A 14,363-nucleotide genomic window follows, 5' to 3' on the forward strand; every position below is an offset into this window, starting at 1 on the left:
CTTATTTATGCATTGTGTACGACTGTCAAGAAAGTAGAACAGCCGCAATAGGAAACGGAAAATTAGAAAGAAGGCTTTTTTATGATCGAACCTTACCAATTTCATTCAATTAAACATCAAGTATACCAATTAGTACGAACGTATCAATCGGTCAATGATCCTCGAACGATCAAAACGGTTGAAACGATGACAAAAGACGCCATAGAACAATTTTTTCCTGAAGAAGAAACAGCACCACGAGAAATTTTAGCTGCTTTCTTTCAACCGGGGATGACGATCAGTCGCAGCAATGAGCTATTAACAGAGCTCAAAGAGTACGTCCGACCCTTTCAGGTACCGACAACAAAACAAATTGAAAAAATGTTTCGGAAAGTAAAAAAACTGAAAATACCTGATTTTGCTTCCGTTGATTTAAAAGAGACCACCTATCTTTCTTGGGATGATATCGGTAGTCAAAGCAAGTTTATGATCATTGCCACTGAACAAGGGTTTACAGGACTTTACGGTCATGTCTCAACCGAGGTCAAGAAAGGAATCTGTCCCTTGTGCCAGCATGAAGGGAATGTCTCGATGTTTCTTTCTTTGACAAAAAGCAATGGCGATGGAACGTACACCAAACGGGGGAACTATATTTGCCGGGATAGCCAACGGTGCAATCAGCAGATGGAACAGCCAGCAAATTTGCATGACTTTGTTTCTTTGCTGCAAATGAAAGATAAATAACGAAATGAAACGGCAGAAAAATTTCTGCCGTTTTTTCAAATTCAAAAAAACAGTAGTTATAACATTATTTAAATTTTGTAATAAATGAACAGAATAAACCACTTTGGCTATTGTACCAACGGATTTCATGTTATAATTAATCATAGAAACCGATGACTTTACGTAAATACGTAAGCGCATAAGAGAGAAAATGAGGTGGAACTATGCAATGTCCAAAATGTCATCATAACAATTCTAGGGTAGTTGATAGTCGACAAGCCGATGATGGACGTGTGATTCGCCGCCGTCGTGAATGCGAAAATTGCGGCTATCGCTTTACAACATTTGAACGTATCGAAGAGGCACCCCTACTTGTCATTAAGAAGAATGGTGCCCGTGAAGAATTCAATCGCGAAAAAATCCTACGGGGTTTGATTCGTTCTGCTGAAAAACGACCAGTGACAATGGATCAAATGGAAACGATCGTCGATCATGTGGAAAGTCGTGTTCGTGCTCTTGGTGAAAATGAAATTTCTACAACACAGATTGGTGAGTATGTGATGGAAGATTTAGTTGATTTAGACGAGATCGCTTATATCCGTTTTGCCAGTGTCTATCGCCAGTTTAAAGACATGTCAGTTTTCTTAAAAGAACTACAAGACATCGTCGAAAAAGCGAAAGAACCACAAGAATAGAGGGGGACAACAAGTGGGCAATAGTTTACCGAATCAATCGTACAAAGTGTTCAAAAGCCGTCCACTTACAACGGAAGGAAAAGACGCCCTCATTTATTTGTATCAACCAATTATTGAAAGTGATGCTTTAGCGTTGTATTTGACACTCGCAAGCGATGTCCAAGCCCAAGGCTTTTCTGGCGAGGAGTCGATGACGACCGTGCATCTAGATATCTTGAATGCCATGAATGCGGGAATGCCTCGCTTCATAAAAGCCAAGCAAAACTTAGAGGGCATCGGCTTGCTAAAGTCTTATGAGAAAGCAGATGCACAAAACGGGAGCTCGTATCTGTATTGGTTGCAAGAACCGGTCCATCCAGCAGCGTTTTTTCAAGATGAATTGTATGCCTATCTTTTGTTGGAAAGAGTCGGAGAGCGTAAATTTAATCAGCTGGTCAAGCTGTATCAACCAAAGCAGTGTTCTTTAACCGATTATCAGGAAGTGACTCAATCCTTCTCAGCCGCCTATGGGTTAAATACCGCACGTTTTGCTTCACATGAAGAAACGTTACAGGCAGTCAGTGATTCTTTTCAAGAAACCAAAGCGAACTTGGTGCTTGACGAAAAGCAGTTGGATTGGGACTTTCTTTTATATGAAGCGCAGCGTCGGTATATCCGTGCGGCTAATTTCACGCCAAGTTTTCGACAAAAGTTAGTTCTATACCATTCTTTATATGGCTATGATGTGTTGGAATTGTTGGATTTGATGGCGGACAATGTTTCTTTGACAACAGGCGAGGTCGACCAGAAGAAGCTGGAACAAGCCATCATGAAGAAATCACGACAAACATTCACGAAAACATCAAAAAGAGAAGATCCCCAAGCGGAAGGTCAGTTGCGCCGCTTCAATACCTTAAAACAGAATGGTTTTTCAGAAAATGATGTCTTATTGATTCAAGAAAGTGAGAACAATGCACCGATCGCTTTTCTCAAGGCGATCAAAGCGGAGAAGAACAGTTTCATGACGGATTCAGAACAATGGCTGATCAAGAGCCTTGTCGAACGGTCACCATTGCCAAATAGTGTGATCAATGTTCTGGTTCATTATGTCTTGGTGGTCCAAAACAATGCCGCTTTGTCAGGGAATTATGTGAACAATATCGCCGCCCAGTGGTCAGAATTAAAAATTGGCACGGCAGAAGATGCCATCAAACATGTTCGGAGCCTTGTTCGAAGTGCCAAGGAAAAACGCAGCCGACCACAAACCAGCGGCAAAAAAATCATTCGCGAAGAAAAGCTGCCTTCTTGGGCTGAAAAACCAGTGGAAGAGACAGCATTAACGCCAGAGCGACAAGCAGAATTAGATAAAAAACTGCAAAACTACTTGCATAAGAAAGCTGGTGACAAGTAATGGAAGATGTAGGGAAAAACTTAGGAAAATTATTGGATAAACGCAATTACCGTGATCAGTTTTCAGCAATGATGGCAGAGGTTTTACAAGATCCTGATGTCAAAGCGTTTATTGCTGAGAATGAAGAGGTATTGACCGAAGCAGATATTCAAAAAAGCTATGCGAAACTGTATGAGTTCGTCCAAGAAAAGCGGAAATTCCGCATCAATGATCCATCCATGATCGCACCGGGCTATGAGCCGCGCTTAGCGTTAAATTTTCATTTTATTGACGTCACCTATGTACCAACGAAAGAACTACTGGCATATCAGAAACAAGAAGAGATCCGCAGCCGCATCAAAGCGATGGATATGCCTAAAGATATACAAGAAGCAAGTTTTGCAGATTATCAGCAAACGCCTGGCCGAATGGAGGCCATCGCAGCTGCCGTTGATTTTATTAGTGAGTTGACAGCCAATCCACAGGAGTTTCATAAAGGACTTTACTTTGTGGGGAGTTTTGGGATCGGAAAAACCTATCTGCTTGGCGCGATCGCCAGAGATTTAGCGGAGGCAGGCTACACGACGACATTGGTTCACTTCCCGACATTTGCAGTAGAGATGAAACAAGCAATCGGCAAAGATCAGGTGGGGGATAAGCTGAATGCAGTGAAAAAAGCCCCAATCTTAATGATGGACGATATCGGTGCGGATGCGATGAGCAGTTGGATTCGTGACGAAGTCTTCGGTGTGATTCTACAATACCGAATGCAAGAGCAACTCCCGACGTTCTTTACCTCGAATTTTACTATGCATGAGTTGGAGCAGCATCTTTCAGTAACGCAACGCGGCGAATCCGAACCATTGAAAGCCAAACGTATTATGGAACGTATTCGTTACTTGACACAAGAGATCCAAATGACGGGCAAAAATCGACGAAATGATGCCTAAAAAAACCATTACTGGAGGAAGAAGATGATGAAAAAACAAGTGATTCTAGGCTTGTCCTTAGCAGCAGTGCTGCTGTTAACGGCTTGTGGCAGTCCCGAAAACAACAATGCATCAAGTGGCGATAACACGCCTTCTGAATCAAGTGAGAATGCTAGTTCCGTTGCCAATAGTTCTTCAGAGAGCGAAACAGCGACGGTTTTTACTGGTATTATCCAAGAAGATGCCCGAGCAGGTTCAGATGATACCTTTCAATTATTTTTGAAAGACGTAGCGGCAGTTGAAGATGAGGATCAAGTCGTCCAAAGTTTTCAAAATGATGGGGTCATTCTCCATGTCCCTATCGAGGCCTATTCAGGAGAGATCGAGGAGTTAGTTGAAGGAGACAAAGTCCAAGTGTCGCTGCAAGGCGTCCCGATCATGACGATGTCGATCCCACCGCAAATTCCCGGTAACTCGATTCAAAAGGTTGAATTAGTGAACGATTAATGCAATGTGCGCCTTGGCAATGGCACCACAGTCAAGACGCACATTTTTTTCTATTTATGGAAAGCGTGTTATACTACGAAAGAAGGAGTGACAATATGAACGAACATGCATTATCGGATCGTTTGGCTTGCGTGGGCGAACAAATTCCCGACCAAGCACGTATCGCCGACATCGGCTCCGACCATGCTTATTTACCTGTGGCATTGATGCTGCAGAACAAAATCACTTATGCTGTAGCTGGAGAAGTCGTTCAAGGACCTTATGATTCTGCCAGTAAACAAGTACGTAAAAACGGGCTAACAGAGAAGATCGTGGTGCGCTTAGCAGACGGATTGGACGCTATTCAGCCAGCAGATAAGATCGACACGGTTGTTGTTGCTGGAATGGGGGGAACTTTGATTCGCTCTATTTTAGAAGAAGGCAGCAGAAAAAATCGCCTAGCGGGGGTCAAGCGTTTGGTCTTACAACCGAATGTTGGCGAAAGGACCTTGCGGGAATGGCTCGTTGATCACAATTTTACGATCACTCATGAAGTGCTGTTAGAAGAAAATGACAAAAATTATGAAATCATCGTTGCGGAAACTGGAAAAGCGACGTACACGACCCAGCAATTATTTTTTGGTCCCTTTTTATTAAAAGAAAAAAATCCAGTTTTTTATAAAAAATGGCAGCATGAATTGAAGCAGCGTCAACGAGTGGTCAAAGAGTTAGAGAAAGCCAAAGAACCACCTGCTGAGAAAATGAATGAATTGAAAGAACAAATCGAATGGATCAAGGAGGTTCTGGCATGATTTCTGGTCAAGAATTTATCAAACGCTTTGAAGCATACTGCCCGTTATGGTTGGCAGAAGAAGGCGATCCTGTTGGTCTGCATGTTGGTACATTAAACAAACCCCTCGAGCGAGTCATGATGACCCTTGATGTACGTCCAGAAGTGGTCACCGAAGCCATCGAGAAAAAGATCGACTTGATCATCGCGAAACATCCACCGATCTTTCGCCCTTTGAACCGCTTGCTGACCGATGATCCGCAACAAAAGATGTTGATGGATCTCGTCAAGCATGATATCGCCGTTTACGCCGCCCACACCAATATGGATATTATTGAAGACGGTTTGAACGATTGGTTTTGTGAACTGCTAGAAGTTGAACCAGATACGTACTTGAAGCAAACCCATCAAGTAAAAATGAAGAAACTAGCTGTATTTACACCTGTTGAATCGGCACCAGCATTGCGAAAGGCATTAGGAAAAGCTGGTGCTGGTCAGCAAGGCAATTACCAAAACACCAGCTATTCATTGATTGGCACCGGTCGCTTTACACCACAGCAAGCGGCGCATCCTGCCATCGGTGAGATCGGAAAAGAAGAACAGGTGCAAGAAGCGAAAATCGAAGTCATTTTTCCAGAAACGATCGAGAAAAAGGTCCTTTCGGCAATGATCGCTGCTCATCCTTACGAAGAGCCAGCTTATGATCTGTATGCCTTAGACAATTTGCCGAAGACCTATGGAATCGGACGGGTTGGCAACCTCGCTGAGCCTCTTTCCATTGATCAGTTTGTCGCACGTGTCAAAGAGCGGTTTGGTTTGACTGCTTTACGGGTTGTCAGTTTTCCTAATGCACCTGAAAAAATTCAGCGAATCGCCATTTGTGGCGGCAGTGGTCAATCGTTTTATTCGGATGCCTTACGCCATCAAGCGGATGTGTACATCACTGGCGATATCAGTTACCATTTCGCCCATGACATGCAAGCCAATGGGTTGATCGGGATCGATCCAGGGCACAACATCGAAAAGGAATGTATTCCTCGGTTTATTGAGAAATTCAATCAGTGGAAAGCAGAAGAGAACTGGGCTGTGACCTTTGTTCCTTCCACCACTTCAACAAATCCATTTGACTATAGATAGGAGAATCTTTTATGTACGAAAATTTATTGCCTCGCTTTTTAAAATATGTCAAAACAGAAACTCGCTCAGATGCGACAAGCACCACAACACCTTCCACCCAAACACAAGTCGCGTTTGCTAAAGAACTGCAAAAAGAACTTGAAGAATTAGGATTAAGCGATGTTCATTACAATGAATCCAATGGTTTCGTGATCGCAACATTACCAAGTAACGTCGATCATGACGTGCGCTCCATCGGTTTTATCGCCCATATGGATACCGCCGATTTTAATGCAGAAAATGTTGATCCGCAGATCATCGAAAATTACGATGGCGAATCGACCATTAAATTAGATAAAGAAGGAAAATACACATTAAACACAAAAGATTTTCCGAATTTAAAAAATTATGCTGGCGAAACCTTGATCACTACCGATGGTACCACTTTATTAGGTTCTGATGATAAGTCAGGTATTGCAGAAATCATGACAGCCATGGAAATTTTACTGAAAAACCCAACGATCAAGCATGGGGAAATCAAAGTCGCATTTGGCCCTGATGAAGAAATTGGTGTTGGTGCCGATAAATTCGATGTGGAAGATTTCAATGTTGATTTTGCCTATACAATGGATGGCGGTCCAGTAGGAGAATTGCAATACGAAACCTTCAATGCGGCGCAAGCTGAAATTACGATTCAAGGAAAGAATGTCCACCCTGGAACAGCTAAAGACACCATGATCAACGCCTTGCAACTAGCAGTCGATTTTCAAAATGCGCTACCTGCTGATGAAGTTCCTGAGAAAACCGAAGGGACAGAAGGGTTCTTCCATTTGATGAGCCTTAGTGGTTCAGTAGAAGAAGCGAAAATGGCATACATTATTCGAGATCATGACCGGAGTCGTTTCGAAGAAAGAAAAGCACAATTATTAGCGGTTCAAGAAAGCTTGAATGCCCGCTTTGATGAACCACGAGTGCACGTTCATCTATATGATCAATACTACAACATGAAAGAAATCATCGAAAAAGATATGAGCATCATTGATTTAGCAAAAGATGCGATGAAAGCAGTTGGAATCACACCGATGACAGAACCTGTCCGTGGTGGTACGGATGGCTCGAAAATCTCCTATCTAGGGATTCCAACCCCGAATATCTTTGCTGGTGGAGAAAATATGCATGGACGTTATGAGTTCGTCTCACTACAATCAATGATGAAAGCGACCGATGTGATCGTGAAAATCGCCGAACTGAATGCGCAAGCATAGCAGCAGCTTCTTCATTGAAAGAAAAGAATAACTTTAGGGCTGGGAACTCTTCACGCAGGTCTTGCGTAAGGCCCGGCCTTTTATTAGGATGTGAATAGGATGAAAATTCTCGTATTATACAACGATACAGCGGGGAAAAGTGAAGCAAAGGAAACAGCAGAAAAATTCCAAGCCTATGTGAACGAACAAGGCGATGAGCATCAAGTGTTTTTACACGCATCAAATCCCGATGTTGACCCTGAGGATGTTAAAGAGGCAGCCAAGAAATATGCGGTCGATACGATTGTGATCATCGGCGGAGATGGCACGATCCATCATGGGCTGCAAACCTTCAAAGAAAAGCTGGATGAGCTGAAGATCGGGATCATTCCTGGAGGAACGGTAAATAACTTCGCTCGAATGTTGGGTATACCAGTCAAGCCAGAAGAAGCGTTTGAGAATATTTTAACAGGGGTTGAACGTCCGATCGATTATGGGATGGTCAATGATCAAGTAATGATCTCGACGATGACCATTGGTCTTTTGGCAGATACTGCAGCAGCAACTTCCCAAGAAGAAAAACAACAGTACGGTCCGTTGGCGTTTATGAAACGGTTCATTCATCTGTTGATCAAAAAGAAACAATACAAATTGGAAATCATTGCTGACGAACGGAAATGGCAGGGGAAAAGTCAATTACTGACGATCGTTATGTCGAATTCAGCAGGTGGGTTTAAGAACTTTGATGAAGAAGCAAAACCTGACGATGGCTTGTTCCATGTTATTCTTTTGCCAAAATTGAACATTTTACGGTTTATTTTGTATTTGCCAAGAATTATTCGGGGTAGAATTGCCAAAGTACCAAGTGTTGAATACTTCACTGCCGCAAAGGTCTCGATCAAAGCGAAAGAAAAAACGGTTCATACTCGGACCGACGGCGATCCAACGGATGATCTGCCAATCGAGATGAAAGTCATCAAGCACGGGTTGACGATGTTGGTACCTGAGGAAGCACAAGAATCAAAATAATGGTCCCTACGATCAATCATATGGAGGAAATGGATGGATGCACTGATTTACAATCCATTGTGGTTTTATTTAATTGCAGTCAATCTTTATCTTTTCTGTCTGATGGGTTATGATAAATATCAGGCAGTAAAACAAGGTTGGCGGGTTCCCGAAGCAAATCTCCTTTTTATGGGGGCGATTGGCGGCGGATTAGGCGGTTTGATCGCGCAACGCGTGTTTCGCCACAAAACAAGAAAGAAGAAGTTTTATTTCTTTTTTGCTTTCGGCACCGTTTTTGCTATCCTGCTGATGGTCTTTTTTGCATAAATTCGGTTTAACAAGCAAGGAGTTAATATGAAAACTAAAGTGAAGTTCGCCCTTAATTTACTTTTACTAGTAGGCATTCTGGGTGTGATGTATTTTTTTGTCCGTAACTCGATGATGGAAATTTTAGCGGGGCTAAGAGAGACCAGCTTTCTCGTCGTCTCACTGGTTATGGGGCTTGGCACATTGTACCTAGTGATTGAAGGACGAACAGTTAAAGAGATCGCAGTGACTTTTCAACCGGAATTCACCACCAAGGCGGGGTTTCTGACCGTCTGTTACAGTGGGTTTTATCGGATCGTGACGTTTGGCGCGGGCACCTTGATCTCAGAGGTGAATTTTTATCGTAAAAATGGTTTGCAGTTGTCACAAGGGGTTGGGGTCACCACCTTACACATGGTGATGTATAAGTTTGCCATATTGACTTATGCGATCGCTGGGTTGATCATTCAATTCTCGTTATTCTATGACAATGCGCCGAATATGATTTGGGTGATATTGGCGGGGATCGTACTCGTCTTTTTGATCATTGCCGCTTTATTGGCACTTTCTGTCAGTATCAACATTCAAGTCTTTTTTGTGATCGTCAGCAATAAGCTATTCAAAAGTGCGACATTAAGAGGAATCGTTGACAAATGCAACACCCAGATCTATTCTTTGCGAGAAACGGTCAATGCAATCATTACCGACCGGACCGCTTTTTTACGCATCTATCTTTGGAATCTTTTGAAGATGCTGCCTTGGTACGTGATCCCTTATGTGATTCTTGTCGTGCAGCACCCAGAGATCGATTTCTTGTTGACGTTATCCTTCATCAGCTTTGCCGTCGTCTTGTCCGGGGTGATTCCAACACCGGCAGGGATCGGTTCCTTTGAATTTATTTATATGCTGCTTTTTGGTCCATTAGTCGGCACAGTCGATGCAGCATCTTCTATGCTGCTGTATCGCTTAGCGACATTCATTTGGCCATTCATTATTGGCTTTGCATATGTAATGAAAGAAAAGCGCAAAGGCATTAGCCAAGAGCTGACAGAGCTTAGAAAAGAAAAAGTGGAAAGTTAAAAAAACGCTTATCTTCGAGTAGAGGATAAGCGTTTTTTTTTAGTCTTTCAAATCAATGATCCGATCAACAAAGGATTCATAGAATTCAGCTTCATGGGAAACGATCAGAACGGTTCCGGGAAAAGCTGCCAGGGTTTCTTCCAAATTGTTTTTCGTGTCTTGATCGATATGGTTGGTCGGTTCATCAAGAATCAAAAAGTTGCTTTTGATCAGCATCATTTCAGCTAACTTCACTTTTGTCTGCTCGCCACCACTTAATAATTTCAATTCCTCTTGAGCAAGCTGGCTAGGTAATCCCGCACGAGAAAGTTGTCGTCGCAATTCTTTGTTGGTTGCCTTTGGGAAAAGATCCTCGAGGTATTGCAGAGGCGTCTGTAATGGATACTCCCAGTCAAGATCTTGAGAAAAGTAATTAAACTTTGTATGCTGTGGGTAAGAAACGGTTCCTTCAATTGCAGGGATCACACCAAGTATTGTTTTGATCAACGTCGATTTACCGATCCCATTAAATCCCCGAATCGCAATTTTTTCGCCATAGCGGATCGTTAGGTTGATTGGCGATAGTAAAGGCTTTTGGTCATAACCGATCACTAGATTGGTCGTCTCTAATGCCAAGGTCGTAACGATCGGTGCCAAATCAAATCCTAGATGCGGTTTAGGGACATCTTGGGGTGGGGTCAAACGTTCGATTTTTGCCAATTGTTTTTCACGACTCTTTGCCATTGTTGAACGAGAACCAGCTTTGTATTTACGGATATAGCTTTCGGTTTTCTTGATATGCTCTTGTTGTGCTTCGTATTGCTTCATATAACTTTCATTTTGCAGCGTTTTTAGCTTTAATGCTTTGTCTAAATTCCCCGTATACTTAGAAAGCTTGCCAAATTCGATATCAATGATATGGGTCGTGATTTCATTCAAGAATTGACGATCATGAGAAACGACTAAGTAGGTACCAGTAAAGTCCTGTAAAAACTCAACCAGCCATTTGATATGCTCATCATCTAAGTGGTTGGTCGGTTCATCTAAAATCAGCATGTCGGGTTTTTCTAGCAGCATTTTTGCTAAGATCAATTTTGAGCGTTGACCACCACTTAAGGAAGCAAGGGGGGTATCCATGCCGAGAACCGAAATACCTAATCCTTCTGCTAAATCATCGATCAATGTATCCATTTGGTAGAAATTTCCTTGATCCAATTGATTTTGCAATTCGCCGGCTTTTTCTAAAAGCTTATCGTCAAGACTTTCGCCATAAGCAGTATAAAGATCTGCGATCTGTTGTTCTTTTTCGAAGTCTTCTGCAAAGGCAGAGCGCAAAAAATCACGGATCGATTGCGTTTCATCAACATTGACATATTGATCCAAATAGCCCATTTTCAAATTTTTCGGAAATTGAACAAAGCCATCGTCTGGGAGAATTTCTCCTGTAATGATTTTGATTAAAGTACTTTTGCCGGCGCCGTTCCGTCCAATCAACCCGACTTTTTCCCCACGGTTGATTTGAACGGAAACATCTTCGTAAAGCAATTTGTCGCCAAATTGTTGGCTAATATTTGTTAATGTTAACATCGTTTCCTCCATATAAAAAAGCTGTAAACAGTAGACGTTACAGCTAAGTAGATAATCTTACTGAATAACTATCGCCAAAGAGCGATCAAAAGGATCAGGAAAATCGATTGTTCCTGACCAATCAGGACCTAGCATACCATTGCGGCTTCCTATCTGTCAATTTTCATGAAAGAATACTGAAAAAAATCTTGATCTTCGAGGGAAATCTTTTGACCATTACTGACCAATATTGTATAATAGAAGAGTAGAAAAAAGGATGCTGCTTGCAGTGTACTAATTTTTCTGACTACCATTTTGGGAGGGAAAAGTATGAACCCAGAAAAAATGACGACTACATTACAGAGTGCCATCGCGGAAGCACAGCAGATTGCCATGACGCGTCACCACCAAGAAATCGATATTCCGCATTTATGGAAGATTTTATTGCAAGCCAATCAATTCGGCCGCAATTTTTATACGGATACAGGCCTTGATGTCGATGCATTTGAAAAGGAAGTCGACCAGCTACTAGATGAACTGCCTTCGGTTGAAGGAGGAAATGTTCGTTATGGTCAATCCATGAGTCAAAATCTGTTTCATCTTTTGTCTGAGGCAGATCAATTAAAAAATGAATTTCAAGACGAGTATCTTTCCACAGAAATCGTCCTTTATGCGTTGATGAAATTGAAAAATCATCCATTGACGGTGTATTTAAAGAAACAAGGAATCACCGCGAAAGAAATCAAGCAAACGATCGAAACATTAAGAGGAGGGGATCGTGTGACCTCACAAAATCAAGAAGAACAATACAAAGCATTAGAAAAATACGGCGTTGACTTGGTCCAACAAGTCCGCAGCGGAAAAATGGACCCCATTATCGGACGAGACGAAGAAATTCGCGACGTGATTCGCATCCTTTCTCGGAAAACAAAAAACAATCCCGTTTTGATTGGTGAACCGGGGGTTGGTAAAACAGCCATTGTTGAAGGATTGGCTCAACGGATCGTGCGAAAAGACGTCCCAGAAAACCTAAAAGACAAAACGATCTTTTCTCTGGATATGGGTGCCTTGATCGCAGGTGCCAAGTTCCGAGGTGAATTTGAAGAGCGTTTGAAAGCCGTCTTACAAGAAGTGAAAAAAGCCGATGGACGGATCATTCTCTTTATTGATGAGATCCACAATATTGTAGGTGCTGGTAAGACGGAAGGCAGCATGGATGCTGGAAACTTACTAAAACCAATGCTGGCGCGGGGAGAATTGCATACGATTGGCGCAACGACCCTTGATGAATACCGTCAATACATGGAAAAGGACAAAGCCTTGGAACGTCGTTTCCAAAAAGTGCTGGTACAGGAACCAACCGTTCAAGATACGATTTCGATTTTACGTGGCTTGAAAGAACGGTTCGAGATCCATCATGGCGTCAACATCCATGACAATGCGCTTGTTGCTGCTGCAACCTTATCTGATCGGTATATCACGGACCGCTTTTTACCAGACAAAGCCATCGATTTGATCGACGAAGCAAGTGCCACGATTCGGGTGGAAATGAATTCGATGCCTACCGAGCTCGATCAGGTCACTCGACGTTTGATGCAATTGGAGATCGAAGAAGCCGCACTGAAAAAAGAATCTGATGATGCATCGAAAAAACGTTTAGGCATTTTACAAGAAGAATTGGCGGAATTGCGTGAAGAAGTCAATACCATGAAAATGCAGTGGGAAACGGAAAAAGAAGAAGTCAATGCAGTTTCAAATAAACGGGCAGAGATCGATAAAGCCAAGCATGAGTTGGAAGATGCTGAAAATAACTATGATTTGGAACGGGCAGCTGTTCTTCGTCATGGGACGATTCCCCAACTGGAAAAAGAACTCGCTGAATTGGAAGAAAAAAACCAAGACGAAGGCATTCGGATGGTTCAAGAGTCAGTGACAGAAAATGAGATCGCCTTAGTCGTGGGCCGCTTGACAGGAATCCCTGTTGCGAAATTAGTGGAGGGCGAACGAGAAAAACTGTTGAAATTAAATGAGACCTTGCATCAACGAGTGATTGGACAAGACGAGGCAGTCGATGCCGTCAGTGACGCAGTCATTCGTTCCCGAGCTGGTCTGCAAGATCCAAATCGACCATTAGGTTCCTTCTTGTTCTTAGGACCGACCGGCGTCGGTAAGACCGAATTAGCGAAAGCGTTAGCGGTCAACCTCTTTGACTCTGAAGAGCATATGGTTCGGATTGATATGAGCGAATACATGGAAAAACATTCGGTGTCTCGTTTGGTCGGTGCCCCTCCAGGCTATGTTGGATTTGAAGAAGGCGGACAATTGACCGAAGCCGTTCGACGCAATCCATACACGATCGTCTTATTGGATGAGATCGAAAAAGCCCATCCAGATGTCTTCAATATCTTATTGCAAGTGCTTGATGATGGCCGTTTGACAGACTCAAAAGGACGCGTCGTTGATTTCAAAAATACCGTCTTGATCATGACCAGCAACATCGGCTCTCAAGTCTTGCTAGATGGCGTGACTGCAGAAGGGACGATCCCAGAAACTGTCGCAGAAACTGTCCGTAATCTCTTGAGAGGACATTTCAAACCAGAATTCTTAAATCGGATCGACGATACGATTTTATTCACACCGCTTAGTCTAAACGATGTGACAGGCATCGTCGACAAGATCATCGCACAGCTTTCACAACGACTGGAAGTCCAAGATATACTGTTGACGATCACTGAAGAAGCCAAACGCTGGATTGCTGAAAATGCTTATGAGCCAGCGTATGGTGCGCGACCTCTCCGTCGGTTTATCACAAGAGAAGTCGAAACCCCATTGGCAAAAGAAATCGTTGCTGGCAGAGTCTTACCAAAGACCCAAGTCACGATCGAACTATTGAACGATCAGCTGGTTTTTGAAAATACGCCAATGACCGAATAATAAAAAGAGAACAAATGGATAAATGCAAAACGATGGTTGCCATTTCATTGGCAGCCATCGTTTTTTTGTCGCTCAACATAAGACAAAAAAGTTCCCCTTGCTTGTTGTTTGGAGGAAATTCGCACTTCGATTATACTGTTCTTATGGAGTAGGAGAGGA

General features: G+C 42.7%; 13 protein-coding genes. 12 read left to right on the forward strand and 1 reads right to left on the reverse strand.

What is annotated here, in order from left to right; all coding sequences use genetic code 11:
- Positions 1 to 81 precede the first annotated feature (81 nt).
- The 11 genes from IGI73_RS07265 (at position 82) to IGI73_RS07315 (ending at position 9,725) form a co-directional block, all read left to right on the forward strand.
- Positions 82 to 723: a FusB/FusC family EF-G-binding protein gene (locus IGI73_RS07265; protein ID WP_438759170.1), complete on the forward strand. Its 642-nt coding sequence runs from the start codon at positions 82 to 84 to the stop codon at positions 721 to 723.
- A 203-nt stretch (positions 724 to 926) separates the two neighbouring features.
- Positions 927 to 1,397, forward strand: coding sequence for a transcriptional regulator NrdR (gene nrdR, locus IGI73_RS07270; protein ID WP_005226004.1), 471 nt, complete (start codon positions 927 to 929; stop codon positions 1,395 to 1,397).
- A 13-nt stretch (positions 1,398 to 1,410) separates the two neighbouring features.
- Positions 1,411 to 2,787, forward strand: a complete 1,377-nt coding sequence (locus IGI73_RS07275; protein ID WP_428206292.1) for a replication initiation and membrane attachment family protein — start codon at positions 1,411 to 1,413, stop codon at positions 2,785 to 2,787.
- On the forward strand, positions 2,787 to 3,716 hold the full coding sequence (gene dnaI / locus IGI73_RS07280) for a primosomal protein DnaI (protein WP_005226006.1): 930 nt from the start codon (positions 2,787 to 2,789) through the stop codon (positions 3,714 to 3,716). Before IGI73_RS07275 ends, dnaI begins: the two co-directional genes overlap by 1 nt.
- 24 nt (positions 3,717 to 3,740) lie before the next feature.
- Complete coding sequence (locus IGI73_RS07285; protein WP_010748202.1) at positions 3,741 to 4,202, forward strand: hypothetical protein; 462 nt, start codon at positions 3,741 to 3,743, stop codon at positions 4,200 to 4,202.
- Positions 4,203 to 4,297: 95 nt separating this feature from the next.
- The gene (locus IGI73_RS07290; protein WP_086295301.1) at positions 4,298 to 4,993 is read left to right on the forward strand and encodes a tRNA (adenine(22)-N(1))-methyltransferase; all 696 of its coding nucleotides are present in this window, start codon (positions 4,298 to 4,300) and stop codon (positions 4,991 to 4,993) included.
- Positions 4,990 to 6,108, forward strand: a complete 1,119-nt coding sequence (locus IGI73_RS07295; RefSeq protein ID WP_280115273.1) for a Nif3-like dinuclear metal center hexameric protein — start codon at positions 4,990 to 4,992, stop codon at positions 6,106 to 6,108. The genes IGI73_RS07290 and IGI73_RS07295 overlap by 4 nt, the downstream gene beginning before the upstream one ends.
- 11 nt (positions 6,109 to 6,119) lie before the next feature.
- Entirely contained in the window at positions 6,120 to 7,352 is a 1,233-nt protein-coding gene (gene pepT / locus IGI73_RS07300; RefSeq protein ID WP_005226010.1) for a peptidase T, read from the forward strand.
- A 99-nt stretch (positions 7,353 to 7,451) separates the two neighbouring features.
- Positions 7,452 to 8,360 (forward strand): diacylglycerol/lipid kinase family protein, encoded by a 909-nt coding sequence (locus tag IGI73_RS07305; RefSeq protein ID WP_428206291.1) that lies wholly within the window; start codon positions 7,452 to 7,454, stop codon positions 8,358 to 8,360.
- 33 nt (positions 8,361 to 8,393) lie between these two features.
- A complete protein-coding gene (locus IGI73_RS07310) occupies positions 8,394 to 8,666 on the forward strand; it encodes a DUF1294 domain-containing protein (protein ID WP_010748207.1) in 273 nt (90 codons plus the stop codon).
- A 27-nt stretch (positions 8,667 to 8,693) separates the two neighbouring features.
- Positions 8,694 to 9,725: a lysylphosphatidylglycerol synthase transmembrane domain-containing protein gene (locus tag IGI73_RS07315; RefSeq protein WP_428206290.1), complete on the forward strand. Its 1,032-nt coding sequence runs from the start codon at positions 8,694 to 8,696 to the stop codon at positions 9,723 to 9,725.
- Between the two features lie 39 nt (positions 9,726 to 9,764).
- Here IGI73_RS07315 and IGI73_RS07320 read toward each other — a convergent pair whose 3' ends face one another.
- Entirely contained in the window at positions 9,765 to 11,291 is a 1,527-nt protein-coding gene (locus tag IGI73_RS07320; protein ID WP_010748209.1) for an ABC-F family ATP-binding cassette domain-containing protein, read from the reverse strand.
- A 309-nt stretch (positions 11,292 to 11,600) separates the two neighbouring features.
- On the opposite strand from IGI73_RS07320, the gene clpB reads away from it, so the two are divergent.
- Positions 11,601 to 14,204 (forward strand): ATP-dependent chaperone ClpB, encoded by a 2,604-nt coding sequence (gene clpB, locus IGI73_RS07325; protein WP_086295306.1) that lies wholly within the window; start codon positions 11,601 to 11,603, stop codon positions 14,202 to 14,204.
- Positions 14,205 to 14,363 lie beyond the last annotated feature (159 nt).

This window comes from Enterococcus sp. DIV0755f (assembly GCF_051713725.1).
GTDB classification, from domain to species: domain Bacteria; phylum Bacillota; class Bacilli; order Lactobacillales; family Enterococcaceae; genus Enterococcus_D; species Enterococcus_D casseliflavus.